The 17,429-nt window shown below is 48.1% G+C and carries 13 protein-coding genes; 10 read left to right on the forward strand and 3 right to left on the reverse strand.

All coding sequences use genetic code 11. The features are described from left to right. The first annotated feature begins 16 nt into the window (after window positions 1–16). The 4 genes from BLV54_RS02985 to BLV54_RS03000 all read left to right on the forward strand — a co-directional run bounded on the left by BLV54_RS02985 (window position 17) and on the right by BLV54_RS03000 (window position 6,973). Window positions 17–2,107 carry a DUF262 domain-containing protein gene (locus tag BLV54_RS02985; protein ID WP_090567579.1) on the forward strand — a complete coding sequence of 697 codons (2,091 nt, stop codon included), beginning with the start codon at window positions 17–19 and terminating at the stop codon, window positions 2,105–2,107. Further along, window positions 2,104–5,244: a type I restriction endonuclease subunit R gene (locus BLV54_RS02990; protein WP_218132302.1), complete on the forward strand. Its 3,141-nt coding sequence runs from the start codon at window positions 2,104–2,106 to the stop codon at window positions 5,242–5,244. The genes BLV54_RS02985 and BLV54_RS02990 overlap by 4 nt, the downstream gene beginning before the upstream one ends. Beyond that, the gene (locus tag BLV54_RS02995; RefSeq protein ID WP_218132303.1) at window positions 5,234–5,920 is read left to right on the forward strand and encodes a M48 family metallopeptidase; all 687 of its coding nucleotides are present in this window, start codon (window positions 5,234–5,236) and stop codon (window positions 5,918–5,920) included. The genes BLV54_RS02990 and BLV54_RS02995 overlap by 11 nt, the downstream gene beginning before the upstream one ends. A gap of 591 nt (window positions 5,921–6,511) precedes the next feature. Further along, a complete protein-coding gene (locus tag BLV54_RS03000; protein WP_090567582.1) occupies window positions 6,512–6,973 on the forward strand; it encodes a carboxypeptidase-like regulatory domain-containing protein in 462 nt (153 codons plus the stop codon). A gap of 14 nt (window positions 6,974–6,987) precedes the next feature. On the opposite strand, the gene BLV54_RS03005 is transcribed toward BLV54_RS03000, so the two are convergent. Both BLV54_RS03005 and BLV54_RS03010 read right to left on the reverse strand, forming a co-directional pair. Further along, a complete protein-coding gene (locus tag BLV54_RS03005; protein ID WP_090567585.1) occupies window positions 6,988–7,320 on the reverse strand; it encodes a YceK/YidQ family lipoprotein in 333 nt (110 codons plus the stop codon). 471 nt (window positions 7,321–7,791) lie between these two features. Then, window positions 7,792–8,448: a thiopurine S-methyltransferase gene (locus BLV54_RS03010; protein ID WP_090567588.1), complete on the reverse strand. Its 657-nt coding sequence runs from the start codon at window positions 8,446–8,448 to the stop codon at window positions 7,792–7,794. A gap of 870 nt (window positions 8,449–9,318) precedes the next feature. Between BLV54_RS03010 and BLV54_RS03015 the strand changes: the two genes are divergently transcribed. From BLV54_RS03015 to lpdA, 6 genes are all read left to right on the forward strand, one after another. Next, complete coding sequence (locus tag BLV54_RS03015) at window positions 9,319–11,277, forward strand: hypothetical protein (protein ID WP_090567591.1); 1,959 nt, start codon at window positions 9,319–9,321, stop codon at window positions 11,275–11,277. Next, the gene (locus BLV54_RS03020; RefSeq protein ID WP_143032396.1) at window positions 11,174–11,737 is read left to right on the forward strand and encodes a hypothetical protein; all 564 of its coding nucleotides are present in this window, start codon (window positions 11,174–11,176) and stop codon (window positions 11,735–11,737) included. The genes BLV54_RS03015 and BLV54_RS03020 overlap by 104 nt, the downstream gene beginning before the upstream one ends. 315 nt (window positions 11,738–12,052) lie before the next feature. Further along, the gene (locus BLV54_RS03025; RefSeq protein ID WP_143032397.1) at window positions 12,053–12,274 is read left to right on the forward strand and encodes a hypothetical protein; all 222 of its coding nucleotides are present in this window, start codon (window positions 12,053–12,055) and stop codon (window positions 12,272–12,274) included. Window positions 12,275–12,776: 502 nt separating this feature from the next. Continuing rightward, window positions 12,777–13,226, forward strand: coding sequence for a DUF4124 domain-containing protein (locus BLV54_RS03030; protein WP_090567600.1), 450 nt, complete (start codon window positions 12,777–12,779; stop codon window positions 13,224–13,226). 148 nt (window positions 13,227–13,374) lie between these two features. After that, entirely contained in the window at window positions 13,375–14,640 is a 1,266-nt protein-coding gene (locus BLV54_RS03035; protein WP_090567603.1) for a glutamate-5-semialdehyde dehydrogenase, read from the forward strand. 51 nt (window positions 14,641–14,691) lie between these two features. Beyond that, window positions 14,692–16,440: a dihydrolipoyl dehydrogenase gene (gene lpdA, locus BLV54_RS03040; RefSeq protein WP_090567605.1), complete on the forward strand. Its 1,749-nt coding sequence runs from the start codon at window positions 14,692–14,694 to the stop codon at window positions 16,438–16,440. A 9-nt stretch (window positions 16,441–16,449) separates the two neighbouring features. Here the strand turns inward: lpdA and BLV54_RS03045 are convergent, their stop codons facing one another. After that, window positions 16,450–17,403 carry a LysR family transcriptional regulator gene (locus BLV54_RS03045; protein WP_090567608.1) on the reverse strand — a complete coding sequence of 318 codons (954 nt, stop codon included), beginning with the start codon at window positions 17,401–17,403 and terminating at the stop codon, window positions 16,450–16,452. Window positions 17,404–17,429 lie beyond the last annotated feature (26 nt).

The following is a 17,429-nucleotide window of genomic DNA, read 5'->3' on the forward strand; positions in this document are numbered from 1 at the left end:
ATTAGGTCAAATTAAAATGGATGAGCCAAAATCACTTGATAGTCTTTTTAAGGAAAAAATATTTCGCATCCCGGATTATCAGCGTGGGTATGCCTGGCAACGTGAGCAATTAACCGACTTTTGGGAAGATTTGGTTAATCTTGCGGAGAATCGCTCACACTATACCGGTGTATTGACTCTTAAAGCGATTCCAAAAGACCAAATTGCGAAAGAGGAAAAAGAGTTTTGGCTTGTCGATGATCACTCTTATCAGCTTTACCATATTGTGGATGGGCAGCAGCGTTTAACGACCTTTGTAATCTTCTTGCAGGCATTTGCTGATTTCATTAAGGCACTGCCTGAGAATACCAGAAAGTCAGATAAAGAAATATATATTACTGACAGTTTAAACATAGCCGCTCTTCAGGAGCGCTACCTATTCAAAGTAAAGCCGACCGGCGATCAGTTTCGCACCTATAAATTCGGCTATACCAAGGACAATCCAAGTTATGATTATTTGCGTTACCGTATTTTAGGGGAATCTGGGTCCGGATCCATTCAGGAGACCTTCTACACACTCAATCTTTCCAACGCCAAGCGTTACTTCCACGAGCAGCTTGCTGAGCTGCATTCAAAAGAAAGTATTGAAGGTTTGCAGTCTGTCTATAAAACCCTCGTAAAACGATTCCTGTTTAACGAATATATTATTCGTGACGAGTTTGATGTATTCGTTGCTTTTGAAACTATGAACAATCGGGGTAAAAAACTTTCCGATCTGGAATTGTTGAAAAATCGCCTCATCTACCTGACCACGCTATACAGTGATGGCGAGCTGGATACAGCAAGCCGTTCCAATCTGAGAGATTCAATCAATAATGCCTGGAAAGAGATTTATCACCAGCTGGGACGAAATAAGCAGCATCCGCTGAACGATGATGATTTCTTGAAGGCGCACTGGTCGATGTACTTCAAGTACTCACGCCAAAAGGGAAATGACTATATCCGCTTTTTACTCGATGAAGAGTTTGCGCCGAAACGCGTATACAAGAAAGCTGAACGCGAGGTCGAATTAGAGGCGGTAGAGGAGGTGCATGAAGAAATAGAGATTGATGATGACAATGTCGAGAACTCATTGGAGCAGGCTGCAACTGTTTCCAGTGTTGACTTACCGGCCAGCAGCATTCGCGACTATGTGAACAGTCTGAAATCCTCAGTGGTCTACTGGTTTAAATCTTTCTACCCAGCCATGGTTGATGGCATTTCAGATGAGGAACGACTGTGGATCGAACGACTTAATCGTCTTGGCATGATGTATTTTAGGCCGTTGGTTATGTCCATCTTGAAAAACGTGGGAGATGAAAAGGAGAGAATAAGAGCATTTCAGCATATCGAGCGATTCATTTTTATTGTGTTCAGGCTTGGTACTGCAAATGCCAGTTATCAAAGTAGCGTCTATTACAACGCTGCCAGAGACGTTGACAGAGAGCAGCTGACTGTTGACGAACTTGGCGAAAAGCTAAAAGATTCATCCGACTATTTGTTTTGGGATGACGGCAGTTTTTCGGAGGAAGAGTTTTACACCATTCTTTCCAAGAAATTCAAGAATGGTACTGGGTATTACGGCTGGAATGGTCTTCGCTATTTTTTATATGAATATGAATTGGACCTTCTGGAAGATAGCCGTCAACAGAAAGTAAGCTGGGAATCACTTTTGAAGACAGGCAAGGACAAGATTTCTATTGAGCATATCTACCCACAAACTGAAACAGATGAGTGGGCTGCTGCATTAGAAGGTTTTTCTGAATTGGCGAAAAAGCATTACTCTGGCAGTCTCGGCAATCTGTTGCTTTTGTCAGCCTCGATTAACTCCTCGTTACAGAATGATTTTTTTTCGAGCAAGAAGAAGCCTAAATATGACAAAGCAGGAAATAAGCTGCGCAATGGATATTCTGATGGTTCACACTCTGAGATCGAGGTATCAAGCAGCAAAACATGGGGCGCAAATCATATTCGCACGCGCGGCCTGAAATTGCTGGACTTCATGGAGAAGCGCTGGGACATCAAATTTTCCAGCAAGAAAGCAAAGCGGAAACTTTTGTTTCTTGATGGGGAGAAAGAAGAAGAATGATGCCAAGCGATAAAACACCGCAACTTATCCGCCTCGACGAGCGCAACCACGTTGAGAAGCCGCTGCTCGACCAGTTGGCCGGGCTGGGTTGGGAGGTGTGGGACCTGGAGAGCAAGCAGGCACCGAAAGACAGCTTCCGCCAAAGTTTCGACGAGGTGGTACTGGAGTCGGTGCTGCGCGAGCAGCTTAAGATAATCAACCCCTGGCTGGAAGACGATCAGGTGGAGGAGATGATCAAGCGCCTCATCGCCAGCTTCCCTGGTTCCAACCTACTTGAAAACAACCGCCATGTGCTGAACCTACTGCTGGAAAACACCAGCGTCGCGGAGAACCGAAAAAATGGCGAGAAGAGCCCGACGGTGCGGTACATCGACTTCACGCACATCAATAACAACCGCTTCATCGCCGTATGCCAGTTCAAGGTGCGCATCCTTGGCACCGAGCACCATATTTGCCCGGACATCGTGCTGTTCCTGAACGGGTTGCCGGTGGTGGTGATTGAGTGCAAGTCACCCAGGGTGAAGGAGCCGATCCCCGAGGCCATCGACCAGATGCTGCGCTACAGCGAGCGGCGCGGCGCCAAGGGCGAGGGCAGCGCACCGCTGTTCTACTTCAACCAGTTCGTGATAGTCACCTGCCGCAACGAGGCTAAGTTCGGCACCATCACCACACACATTGAGAAGCACTTCTACCGCTGGTCCGACCCTTGGCCGCGCACCGTGGAGGATCTGAGCCACGGCGGCAGCAGTCCCAACGACCAGCAGCGGCTGGCAGCGGGCATGCTGGACCGGCAGAACCTGCTCGACATTATCCGCACCTTCACCATTTTCTCGGAATCGGATAAGGGCGATCGGATTAAAATCGTCGGACGCTATCAGCAGTTCCGCGCCGTAAAGCTAGCGGTGCAGCGCTTGCTCACCGGCAAGACGCCGCGGACGCGCAGCGGCATCGTCTGGCATACCCAGGGCTCGGGCAAGTCACTGACCATGATGTTCATGGTGCGCGAGATGTACCGCCACGCTCAGCTTTCCAAGTGGAAGGTGGTGTTCGTCACCGACCGCACGCAACTGGAGCAGCAGCTCGGCGAGACTGGCGGCAGAATCGGTTTCACGGTGAAGGTCGCGGACAGCATAGTCAAGCTAAAGGAATTGCTGCGCAGCGATTCCTCCGACTTGGTGATGGCAATGATTCAGAAATTCCAGGATCGAGATCTGGAAGAGATGTTTCCAGAGCTGAATACAAGCCATAACATTCTGGTGATGACCGACGAAGCGCATCGCTCCCAGTACACACGGTTGGGAGCGAACCTGGACAAGGCTATTCCCAATTCGGCACGTATCGGCTACACCGGCACACCGATAGACAAGACCGAAAAAGTGTTTGGCGACTATATCGACAAATACACCATGCGGCAAGCCATAGAGGACGGTGTGACACTGGAAATCGTCTATGAAGGCCGTACCCACAACGCTGAGGCGCCTGATCAGGAAGGCATGGATGCCGCCTTCGCCGATGTGTTCAGCGACTACAATTTGCAACAGCGGCTGGAAATTATGGGCTACGGCTCGCGCGATGCCTATCTGGAGGCCAAGTCGACCATTGAAGCCAAAGCGCGTGACATGGTGGCGCATTATCTGGAGCATGTGTTCCCCAATGGTTTCAAGGCGCAGGTAGTGGCGACTTCGCGCGAGGCTGCGGTGCGCTACAAGGCGGCGCTGGCGGAGGCAACCCAGAAGCTGGAGCAGGCCAATCCGCTAAATCTCGACTTGGCGCGCCTAAAGAAGCTCAAGACTGATGTGGTGATCTCCGGCAACCACAACGACCTGCCGCACATCAAGGAGTTCACTGATAGCAGCCGCCACGCGCGCACTATCAAGAGCTTCAAGCTGCCGTTCGACAAGGAAGATGCAGGGGTGACCGGCGATATCGGCATTGTGATCGTCAACAACATGCTGCTCACCGGATTCGATGCCCCCATCGAGCAGGTGATGTATCTGGACAAGGTGATTATCGCTCACAACCTACTGCAAGCGATTGCGCGCGTGAACCGTGTGGCGGGCTCGGCCAAGGAAAAAGGCTTTATTGTCGATTATGTCGGCATTGGTCACCACCTCAAGAAGGCCATCGACAACTACGACGAACGCGAACAGAAGGAGGTATTAGATACGCTGAGCTTTCCCGATGACGAGTTGCTAGAGCTGCAAGCAGATTACAAGGCCATCATGGCGCTACTGGAGAAGCATGGCCTCACGAACCTGAATGACCATGACGCTTTTTTTGATCTGTTCTACGACGAAGATATCCGCTTCGAGGTCATGCTGGCCTACAAGAAGCTGACGCGCAGCCTGGATCTGGTTTTCCCCGCCAAGAAGGCGCTTGAATATCTTCCTGACTATAACGCACTGACGGAAATCAACGTACTGGCCGGACGGCATTTGAATGACCAGCGACTGAGTATGAAGGGTATTCCGCCCAAGCTGCGGACGCTGACGGACCAATATCTGGCGTCCAAAGGCATCGAACAGAAGGTCAAGCCGATCTCGATCCTTGACGAGGATTTCGAGAGTGAAGTTGCCAAACGTAAACGCACCAAAACCAAGGCGGCCCAAGTGGAGCACGCCATCCGCCATCATCTGGATATCGAACTGAACGACGACCCGGAACTACAAGCCTCATTCTCTAAAGCGCTGGCAGACATCCTGCAAGCATTCAAAGACAACTGGCAGAAGATCTACGAAGAACTGGAGAAACTACGTAAGCGCATCATCAATGCGGAGAGCGAGCCTACCTATGGTCTGCACAAGAAAAAGCAAATGCCGTTTTTCCGCATGTTTCAAGCTGAACTAAGTGCTATATGGGAGCAACAACCAGGCTATCTGGGGAAACCTGACGAGCGAATTGCGCTATTGGTAAATTTGACGCAACAGATCTATTTGGTAGTAGAGCGTGAGTTAAAGCTGGCCAGCTTCTGGGAGAGTGTGCCTGCCCGCAATAAGTTGAAAGCAGAAATCCAGCAAATTTTACTTTCAGAAACATTTCACACATTGCCGAATTTAATAGCTAAGCGTAACCAGATCATTTCGCGGGTGATGGAAATCGCCGAGAAGAACAACGACCGAATTATGTATGCCAGTTGACATGGAATTGAATTACAAAATCGTCTTCTCGCGCCGCAAAACGCTCACCATCACGGTGGAACGGGATCGTTCCGTCGTTGTAACTGCACCCACAGGCACGTCACCGCAGAAAATCCATCAGATTGTGGAATCGCGCAAACTATGGATCTATGAGAAGACCCGGCACGCGCAGAAATACAACCCATTGCCTCACCCTCCTGGTAAGGAGCTGATAACCGGTGAATCGCTGCTGTACTTGGGGCGGAATTATCGTATTGAGCTGGTGGAGGGTAGTGGGGAGATTCGGTTTGAGCAGAAGTTCATCGTTCCTCGCATGCTTGCAAACAAATCACCAGCTTTACGAAATTGGTTTATTGCACGGGCTGAGGACAAGATTCTGCCGCGTGTGGCCATGCATGCCAAGAATTTGGGCGTGAAGTTCAAAGAAGCCAAGATCGGTTATGGCAAATATCGCTGGGGCTCATGTACACCAAGTGATAACGTGATTCTGAACTGGCGGCTGATCAAGTCCCCGATGTTCGTGATCGATTACGTGTTAGTGCATGAATTGGCTCATCTGATCGAGCAAAACCATACACCGCGTTTCTGGAATATTGTGCGAGTGCAAATCCCTGCCATGGAGAAGGCAAAGGCGTGGTTACTCAAGAATGGGGTGCTGCTGGAGCAAGATTTGTAAGTGAGAATGTGTGCAAAATTCCTTTCATAATCAGATGAATATCTATTATTCTCGATGTAAATTCTGAGTTCTAGCATTAATGTAGCAATTTTATTGCTGTTAACATGCACTATTTTTATGGTGTTTTAGACTAGCAGAATCAATCTGTTAGTCTATAACTATGTAAATAAACTCGGACCTTCTCTATATTTGGACTTATTATTTGTATCGTATAAGCTGTGGAAGTTTTAAACCAAATTTTCCATTAGAAACTCAAATTTCAATAAGATCAACAGATTATCCTAACGTTCCTTTTTGATAATATTCCTAAGAATCAAATAATTAGGTTCCTAATGGAAAATCTGGATTTAAGATCTATAACCTTTTAGCAATACTAGATATTAATTCGAGTAATGGAAAAAAATGCATTGTCCTATTAGAGGAGGCTCAGTGTTTAGATGTTTTTTCTGTGGTGGTATTAAAGTTCATTTGCCTTGCCTGATGATAATCAAAGGCAACAAATTTGATTTTGTTGCCGGTGCAATGAGCCTGGCTTGCTTAACACATGATTCTTGAATTGAATGCATTATATAAACCTGAGAGGATTAAATAATGAAAACAACTAAACTCATTCGAGCAGCATCAGTGATGATTTTACTTGGTATCATCAATACTTCCGTCTTTTCTCAGATGGAACCCTCGTCGACGGATTCTTCGCTTCCACCGGTGCAGAACCAGGGGCAAATAGAATTTCTGACAGGAGGCATCGGCCTGGATGAATCCCAGGCAATATTGCAGGAAGGAGGAAAATGGCCACTGATGCTTGAGCTAGCCAAAGCTGGTACACCTCGGGCGGCATATATCAGTGATGTCCAGATTATCATCAAGGATGCATCCGGTTTTACTGTGCTGGAGACAATTACGAATGGATCTTACCTACTTGCCAAACTTCCCCCCGGAAAATATTCCCTTGATGCTACGTATGAAGGAAACACACTGCATCGTGACTTAAATCTTCAAAAAAAGCATAAAAAAATTACGCTGCTTTGGCCAACTCCCAAAAATCCAGAATAATTTTTATATCTTTACTACTTGAGCCTAATATCGCCGTTGCTGATTTGCGTGTAGACTGTATAGGGAAGAATAACCGTATCAAAAGCTCCTGATAATGCAATATCTAAGAATATTAACTGGGGTATCGGTGCTACCCATAGCGCCATTTGAGAGGGTTTTCCCCGCAGCAAGCAAATATCGTAAGAAACACCACTATAAATGCGTGGTATCGTTTCACAGGAAGTTTCAATCTGATTGAGATTGCGCTTTGCAACCCAATCACCCCGAATAACTGTATTGGTTGTGCCACATCCGGCCAAAAATACCGCTATTGAGCAAACCAATGCATATTTTAATTTGCTCTTCATTAGCAAAAATCACTGAGTAAACAAGAGAATGCGAGAAAGAATCGATATTATTTTGGAATCTACAAAACTAAAAATTCTCAATAGCTAGCCGAAAATTGGCTCCAGGATAATGGTGAAAATAGTATTAAAAAAACAGTAATAGGATCGTTATTAGATATTTCATAAAAGACGTCAGGTTGAATATATATTTTATCCACAATTTTTGTGGATAAGTTTGTGGTTAATTTGTAAATATCATAGTTAAGATAGCTGTTTATAATATCTTTTTCTGATTTGATTAAATTTTATACATATAGAAATATTGTTTATAATCAATATATTAATATTATATATTGATTATCAGAATGAATTTAATTGATATTAAATATTACTTAATGGATTAATGTGGATTGTTTTATATTGTCAAGAAATATTTTTTCTAATTCATATATTATCTTTCCATTCGATGGTGATACCGATCCAAGCTATTTTTTAATGTAAGGTAAGCAGAAAGATGCTTTCCTGCAATTGACTCAGTCCACGTTCTCGAAAGCGTTGATCCTGTGCGAGTACATCTAATTGAGCCAATAGCCGTATCTCAGCGTATTCTTGGTAGAGTGCTTCTACTTCGCTGGGAGAAACAGCAAACGGTGGGCCAATCATTTCTGACTGGGGATAGTCAAAAGTAATGAGTAGAATTTTTGTTGCGGGTGGTAAGATGTTCTGCAGATGGCATACATAACTTTTACGTATTTCTGGTGGCAGTGCAACCAGTGATGCACGGTCATAAACTGCACTTACCTTCGCCAGATCGTTCTTCCTTAAATCAAAAAAATTACCGCATAGGATACTGATACCATTAGCACTATAGCGATCGAATTTTCCACTGGTCATGTGATGAGGAGAGAGTCTGTTTTCTTCGAAGAATGCATGCACAGCGATAGCGCTCAATTCAACCCCGAGCACTGAGTGTTTTTGTTCGTGCAGCCATAGCATATCGCGGCTTTTGCCACACAGGGGGACAAATACCTCACTACCATGAGCAAGATGTAACTCCTGCCAGTATTGACGTAAATATGGATTAATCTCGTTCTGGTGGAAACCAATATCTCTGTGTTTCCATCGATCTAGCCAATAATCATTTTCCATATGTTATTTACTAAGCCTTATTTAACAAACAACGATCAATTAGTTTAAAAGCTGATCATGCTTTAATCTCTTCGGGTTTAATTCCTCGCCCCTTGGGGCGTAAGCTGGTTGAAAGCCTTCAGCTTGAAGAGCGCATTTAATACTTCGCCACTTACGGCGCGGGGTGCTTTATTTAGTCGTAAACCAATAAATTGAATTAAATATTCATTTTGCGAAACAGATTTAGTTGTCACCATTAAAATCATTATCAAGCCCAAGGCTAGCAAATTACCGATTTATTGCTTAAATCGCTGCGTTATTCCTGCCACTGAGGCCTCAATGAAGTGATGTGGTTCAATAGATCCGGACGCTCTACTTAAGACTATTTTCCCTTAACTGGGTTGTCCGGGTCTATTGGACCACATCATCCTGTGGCGACGATTGCATTCATCAGACGATCTAGATTAAACATTGCCCGCCATTGTGGTAAGACTCTAAAAATCATTGCTGCTATCCTGGGGTCCGGTACAATCACTAAAATTCTTGAGTATCTGAGCTTATTTTCTTGAGCACCACCTCAAGCATCTGTGCAGATCTTTGATCCTTTTGGATTTATCTGATCCCAGGTTTACTGCTTTCATCCCACTTCATAACTGGGACGAGTGTTTTTTCTGCGCGCTTTTCGTCGAAAGACAAAAAAAGATCTAAATCCAACCCCTTTTACTAACGATCAAACAAAAATTTCTTGAATTTTTGATCGCTTGTCAAGTATTTGACGCTTTATCCGCTTTCCTATACTTTCATTTGCTATGAAAAAGAGCGCTTATTTTTCCTATATACCGGCGCGTTAGCGTCGAGAAAAACTACAACGATATTTCCGGAGGTTACACAATGGCGAAGTTCGACACCGGCATCTTTCACCCGCCCGACTCGGGCTCGACGCCGCTGCCAGGACTCCCGGTCTGGTTCGCCGGCGCAGTTCACTATTTCAACGTCGGAAGTGACGGCAGCACTCTCTATGACGCGATCTGCAACAGCCCGTTCGACGACGTCACTGCGCCCACGTCGTGGAGCAATGGAAAGATCGACGAGGACCAGGTCGGCGCGAAAGTCGAGACCGGGTTCCCACCCGCACCGCTCGTCCTCGGCTCGCATCTCTATCTCTTCTGGATCGATGAGGATTGGGAGTACGTTGCGGTGACACGCGCAGGGAGCGATCGCAAATGGTGCAGCTACGTCATACTGCACGACACCTCCGGTGCAACCATCGGCAACGAGAACTCACCCGTTGCGGCGACTGCACTCGACGATTCCAGGATCTTAGTGATGGTGGTGGACGCGGATTCGGCGCGCTGGTGCGTCTTCAACGTCGAAGACTTCCAGGCGGGGCAGCCGTGGACAGCGCGCAGCGAAAGTAGAGCCTACGCGAACGATTACAAGCCACTGGTCTTATCGTCGGTGCGATCGCTTACGTTCGAGCTGACCAGCCATGGGCTTGGGCTCACGATATTCACGCGCGACGGCGGCCTCGAGGCAAACGGATATCCGTCAACGTACGTAGTAGCAGGCGTGACCTGCCGCGTAGACGGGATCTTCCAGACGCTCGTGTGTCTGCTCCAGACCGACGCGCGCGGGCTCCCGCGCGTGACCGATCTCTCCGCTGGCTGGCTCGTTTATTCGTGGGACGGTTCCGTCTCACTCGTGCGCGACCCTGGTGGGCGTGTCCGTATGGACTACCTCCAGCCGGGGCCGCAGACACAGCTCCTTTCGACAGCCAACACCCCGCCGTCGTGGTCGGAACCGACGAAATGGCTCCCGGGCACTGTGGTCCCGATAGTACGGCCGACGTGCTGCTTCGTCACACGCGCACACGGCCCGCTCGAGTTCCAGGCGTCCTTCTGGTCCTTCTTCCAGGGACCATCTGGGCTGAGCGAGGAGATCGGGTGCTGGGCGTATGAGTACGGCACGCTCCGGCGCATGGTCGGCGTGGATGTCATTGATCTGACGAAGGTGGCGCAGGATCAGAAGGGCGTCGGATTACGCGCGCTGCGCGGCTTCATCGACGGGCCGCCGCCGGTGCTGGCGGTGAACGTGGCCTCGAACCCGACGAAGCTTGTCGGGAATGTCGCCTACGGTGCGACGAGCAGCAGCACGCAAGCGTTCACTACCGTGCAGGATTGGGTCTTTGGCGTAAAGACGGAGGGGCAGCTCAAGCTCGGCCCGGTGAGCCCCGCCTGGGAGGCGTCGTTCAAGCTTGGCACGGGTGAGACCTTCACCGAATCGAAAGTGCAGACTTCCATCACTTCGATGAAGCTTACCGTCACTGCCGACGGCACTGTGGTCGCGCCGCTCACTGCCGTATTCGTCGGCGACATCTATCTCCATGCCGATGCATTCGAGTTCGTTCCGTCCGGGCAGACCGAGCCCGTTACCGATGGACCGCAGTACAACGCGCTCTACACTGAGTTCGGCGGCCCGCTGGTACGTCCGACGAACGTCTTCACCGCCACGCCGGGCGATCTTGCCTCGTATACTTGGGACGCATGGAACGCGCGCATGAAGGCGGCAGGAATCTCCGACGACTATATGACCGACGTGATCGAGCCGCGCGCGCTGGTAGTCGGGCAGGGGGGCCTCGCGCCGCAATTACTTGATGTTCAGCTGGGCTACGTCGGGATCGACCGATACACAGGTGGCGCTCGCGACGACGACGTTCCAGGAGAGCCGGTGGTCGTACGACACGTCGGTGTACGCCGGCGTCAAGTTCAAGATCCTGAAGACGTTCGAAAACGAGGTACTCGCCGGCGGGAGCTGGTCGCAGCGCACCATCGATCAGGACATCTCGCTTGACCAGCTCGGCATCTCGCTGATGCTCACGGTGCCGCCAGCACTCGACGTTCCTGGCGCAGTGCAGTCGTATGCATTCCGCCTCTACTTCATGCCGGCCGATCGCCGGTGGACTGAGGAGCTGTTCCAGCTCTGCTCCGATACCGAGCTACTCGCCGAGATTGATCGCGGATCGGAAGCGTGGAAGATCCTCTATGTGGTTACAGACTACCGCTCCAACTCGCTCGTCGAGGAGCTGGAGCGGTACGGCCTCGTGCGGTCACACGTAGAGGTACTCCGCGGTGAGGGACTCACGACCACAGCGCTCGTGCAACAGCAATTCGGCGTGCCCACGTTCTCCGCGATGGAGGCACGCCTAGCCGAGCGCTCTCTCGATGCACACACCCGCGCTGTCATTGAGGCGCTCCACGCGTGGGCACTCCGCACCACGGTGCGCCGCGGCGGCTACCCGCCACAGGTGTGACGCATTCGCAGTCCGGGCGACGCAGCCCAGGTCGTGGAACGCGTGGAACTTCGGTGTGGTATCCCGCTCGATCGGTACTCGCATTGAACGTCGCGCTCTTCAGGCACGGCGCGCACGGCCCGATCGTGTGTGCCACCGAGACCGCGTCAGACTCGCGACATGTTCGTCGCATGTTATGTTGATCGCGATCGTGGCGTCATCCGGCATCGTTCGACTGAGAAGCAGCCGCACGCGAGGAGCGCGCCGATGAAGCTGGTTCCCGCGTCCTGCAGCAGCAACAACCGTGATTCTCTCATTTCCCGGTCGTCGGATGGAGTGGAGAAAAGGTGTCGCAAGGACGTACCGACACAGCGAGAGGCCGCGCCCGAGGAGAATCTTCATCTTGTCGACTCTCCCGATCTGCGTACCGTTAAAATTGACGTGATGAGCCCGATCCAACCGGTTTGTTGCATTGATGGATCAATTCTGCCGAAATGGCAGTTTTATAGGGATGAGCTCAACAGATGGCCAGTTCGGCATGAAGATCGGATGTATTAGCAGCGCGTTACGCGAAGGTACCGAGCTATTTTGCTTTGGATGGAATAATTGTAGCTTCGTATCGTACAGAAGAAATTTGTTTCCCTAACCATTGGTAGAGCTTGATTCGCTCATTAAATCACCTAGTCGAACATAGGCACAGGTTACTTCATCGCTATGGACATGATCAAGGGCAAGTTCTACAACATTATGAGTAAAGCTGTGATCACTTGCCGAGGTGAAAAATCAGCTGTACCAGTCGTGGGAAAAATATTTCCTATTCTAGACAAGAATGGAAGAATTCTCACTCAGAATCCCACCTATAAAAGGATAATGAATTTTTTGATCAGATCATTTTAATCATTCATCTTATAAGAACAATGTATTACGATATTTTATATTAAATTTATTCTTTCAATAGCCAGTAGCGCATTTACATTCTCCAAGATTGATCAGGTTTTTTAATTACCTAATAAAGTTTAAATAAAAACAATCGATACCTTTTTATTTTAGGAGAAAAGTCATGCGAAATTTTATTTTTCTGACTTTATTACTTTTATTTGCTGTGCCTGTAAACAGTCAGATTTACAAATGGGTAGATAGAAATGGAAAAGTACAATACTCCGATCAACCACCTCCACTGGGGGTTAGCAAAAATGAAAAAATGCTGGATATTCAGTCCTCGCCACAGCCTGTCAATGAAGGTGAAAGTATCACAAAAGATTTAATGGAAAAAAAGCAAGAATTTAAAGAAAGGCGCGCTGCACGTGAGGAAGCAAGAAACAAACAACTGGCTGAAGCGGAAATGAGAAAAGAGAATTGCCTTAGAGCACAAAGCAATCTGGACCTGCTTAAAAATTCAGAACGCTTGTCAGTTGCGGATGGGAATGGAGGTGTAATTGATGCGGACGACCAGCTTCGCCAGAGTTATATGAATGAAGCATTAAAAAATATTGCGACTTATTGTCAGTAGAAAATGTCAGTAATATAGGGTTAATTAGTTTGATTAGATCCATCGCTATCCAAAAAAGCATGTGACGTATGAAGACGCCATGTAAAATAATAGGCTAGTTTTATAGGTTGGCGGAATTTCAGAATACTGCTCACTTTGGAGTTACTGGATGGATATCACAAATATTAAAGTTTACATGCAAGCAGTTGGACAGAATGCCCGAACCGCTTCGCGTTTAATAGCAAAGGCGGATACAGCAAGCAAAAATCGGGCACTTATTGCGATGGCCGAAGCAATTAGGCGCGATGAGAAAAATTTGTTAGAGGCAAATACACGCGATCTCGAAAATGCTAAAGCCAAAGGATTAGGCTCAGCCATGGTCGACCGTTTGGCGCTTTCTTCCAGGAGTATTGCGAGTATGGCAGATGGTTTGCTGCAAATTGCGGCTTTGCCTGACCCCATTGGCGAGATGAGTGATTTGAATTATCGTCCTTCCGGTATTCAAGTAGGCAAAATGCGCGTGCCGCTGGGAGTGATCGGCATCATTTATGAAGCACGACCGAATGTGACGGCGGATGCGGCGGGTTTATGCTTGAAAGCAGGTAATGCCGCGATCTTGCGCGGAGGATCGGAAGCGATGCACAGCAATCAAGCCATTGCCGCATGTGTGAAAGAAGGACTAAGGGCAGCAGGCCTACCAGAAGCAGCCGTGCAAGTGATTGAAACCAGCGATCGTGCGGCAGTCGGTGAACTTATTACCATGAAAGAATTTGTCGACATTATTGTGCCACGCGGAGGGAAAGGGTTAATCGAGCGCATTTCCAATGAGGCATGCATCCCTGTGATCAAGCATCTGGATGGGATTTGCCATGTTTATATCGACGATCAAGCTGATCTGGAAAAGGCAATCCGTATTGCTGACAATGCCAAGACACAGCGTTATGGCACCTGTAATACTATGGAAACTTTGCTGGTGCATGAAGGGATTGTAAAACAAATTCTGCCTCCTCTTTGCAAAATTTACCTGGATAAAGGTGTCGAGCTACGAGGTAACGAGGCAGCTTGTGCCATCATTCCGCAAATGAAACTGGCCACAGAAGAAGACTGGCGTACTGAGTATCTAGCGCCTATTCTCAATATCGGCGTTGTGAGTGGTCTGGATCAGGCAATCGAACATATCACTACCTATGGTTCTCAGCATACCGATGCAATCGTGACAGAGAACTATAGCCATGCGCGCCGTTTCCTGCGCGAAGTGGATTCGAGTTCAGTTATGGTCAATGCCTCTACGCGTTTTGCCGATGGCTTTGAATATGGGTTGGGTGCAGAAATTGGCATTTCCACCGATAAAATTCATGTACGTGGTCCGGTAGGATTGGAAGGGCTCACGAGTCAGAAATTTGTCGTGTTAGGCGATGGCCAGATACGGCAGTAATGGATTGATTGATCACTCTAAAATCTTCTCAATTTAAAAATAACAAGAAGTATGGCAAATCTAATTAAAGTGGAAGTTCCCGATATTGGCGATTTCAAAGATGTTTCCGTCATTGAAGTGCTGGTTAAACCAGGTGATAAGATTGAAAAAGAAACTTCATTGATTACCCTGGAGACGGAGAAGGCATCGATGGAAGTGCCTTCCCCTGAAGCAGGGATTGTCAGGGAAATGCACGTCAAGATTGGAGATAAAGTATCGCAGGGATCGCTGATTGTCACGGTAGAAGCTATCGCTCCTGCTCCCGAAGAGGCAGCGATGCAAGCCGGTGCTATTGGGACTGCGATACCGACACCTGCTTCGACTGAGGCTCAGCCAGCAACGACCACGCGTGGGGCCGTACATGCCGAAGTGGTTGTGCTGGGGGCAGGACCTGGTGGTTACACGGCAGCATTTCGTGCCGCTGATCTGGGTAAGCAAGTCGTGTTGGTAGAACGTTATCCAACACTGGGTGGAGTATGTCTCAATGTTGGTTGTATTCCTTCTAAAGCGCTGCTTCACGTCGCAAAAATAATTACTGAGACTCAAGAAATCGAGCAGAACGGTGTCGTTTTTGGCAAACCGAAGATTGCTATCGATGAGCTGCGAACCTGGAAGGAATCGGCTGTGGGCAAACTGACTAAAGGGTTGGTAGCACTCGCCAAACAGCGCAAGGTAGAAATTCTCCAGGGCACCGGTAAGTTTGTTTCTCCTCACATGATGGAAGTGGATACCGCAGACGGTATCAAAACGGTTTCATTCGATCATTGCATTATCGCTGCGGGTTCCACTGCCGCGCGTATTCCGGGCTTTCCTTACGATGATGCTCGCATGATGGATTCTACCGATGCATTGAAATTGCCCGATATTCCAAAAAGGATGCTGGTTATCGGCGGGGGCATTATCGGCCTAGAAATGGCGACAGTATATGATGCGCTTGGCAGTCAAATAAGCATAGTTGAGCAGATGGATCAACTCATTCCAGGAGCTGATAATGATCTAGTTAAACCGCTTTACAAGCATTTAACGAAACGCTATGAGGCGATCTATCTCAACACCAAGGTTAGTAAAATCGAAACTGAGAAAAAAGGGCTGAGGGTGTTTTTTGAGGGCGATCAAGCAGCTGAGCCGCAATTATATGATCGTATTCTGGTTGCAGTCGGGCGTCGTCCCAATGGGAAAATGATTGGTGCAGAAAATGCGCATGTGCAGGTAAACGAGCGTGGCTTCATTCCAGTGGATACGCAAATGCGAACCAATATCCCGCATATCTTTGCAATTGGTGATATTGCAGGTGAGCCTATGTTGGCACATAAAGCAACATATGAAGGCAAACTTGCTGCCGAGGTGATTGCTGGGCATAAAGTAGCCTTTGATGCACGTACTATTCCTTCAGTTGCTTATACCGATCCAGAAATTGCTTGGATGGGCTTGACTGAAACTGAAGCCAAGAAGCAAGGAATTGATTATGAAAAAGCAGCGTTTCCCTGGGCAGCCAGTGGGCGCGCGATTGCCATGGGACGTGAAGAAGGCTTCACCAAGCTATTGCTAGATAAAAATTCTCGTCAAATACTGGGCGCTGGCATTGTAGGTGTACATGCTGGTGAGCTGATCTCAGAAACAGTCCTTGCGCTTGAAATGGGCGTCGACGCACAGGATATCAGCTTGACCATTCATCCTCATCCGACTCTGTCTGAAACGATTCTTTTCTCTGCAGAAATAGGAGAGGGTACGATAACTGACTTATATCTGCCTAAGCGATAGTTTCGTTATTTATATTTCATTTGAGTTTGATTTGTTGTTCTTGGGTTCGGGTTGTGCTGATGGACTGTCCCAATAAGGCTCTCTGCCAATACGTGCTGAAAGAAAATCAATAAATGAGCGAACTTTGGCTGGTAAATAACGATTAGGAAGATAACAAGCATAAACATAGCGTTCTACTGGTATATATTCAGACAATACTGCTTGTAAATGACCATTTTGCAGCTCTTTTCCGATGGTAAAGGTGGGTAGGAGGGCAATACCCAGACCACCCAGCACTGCTTGAGAAAGTGCATCGTCATCGTTGATACGCAGTGTTCCTGAAACAGGCACTGCAATTTCTCCTTCTGGCCCTTTAAAGCGCCAGTAACCCTGTTCGCCTGAGAGTGTATAATCAAGGCAGTTATGCTGGACCAAGTCACTCGGCGTTAGCGGTACACCGCGCCTACGAAAGTAATCCGGCGTGGCAACTAATTTCCGACGTACAGGAGCTAGCTTACGAGCAACCAAATTAAGATTTGGTTCGCCAGTTACACGGATGATCACATCGTATCCTTCTTCTACGATATCCACTGGACGATCTGTAATAGTCAAATCAATTCGAATTTCAGGATATCGAGCAAGGAAATCAGCCAGGGCGGGCGCAACGTGAAGTGTACCAAATGCCACTGATGCACAAATTCTGAGCATGCCCCGCGGTTCGGCATGTAAGCTGGTAACTACTTGCTCCGCATGTTCAGCTTCCTCCAGGATACGTACTGAGTGTTCTGCAAATGCGCTACCTACTTCGGTCAAGCTGAGATGGCGTGTACTGCGATTCAGTAATCTTGCACCCAGATCAACTTCAAGTTTAGCGACAGCTTTACTTACCGCCGAGCGAGAAGTATCCATACGGCGGGCTGCTTCAGCAAAGCTGCCTGCTTCTACAACACGTGCAAAGGTAGCAATAAGATTTAGATCTTGCATAAATAAATTTCCTAATATAGCCAAAA

Source organism: Nitrosomonas sp. Nm33 (genome assembly GCF_900107265.1).
Taxonomy (GTDB): domain Bacteria; phylum Pseudomonadota; class Gammaproteobacteria; order Burkholderiales; family Nitrosomonadaceae; genus Nitrosomonas.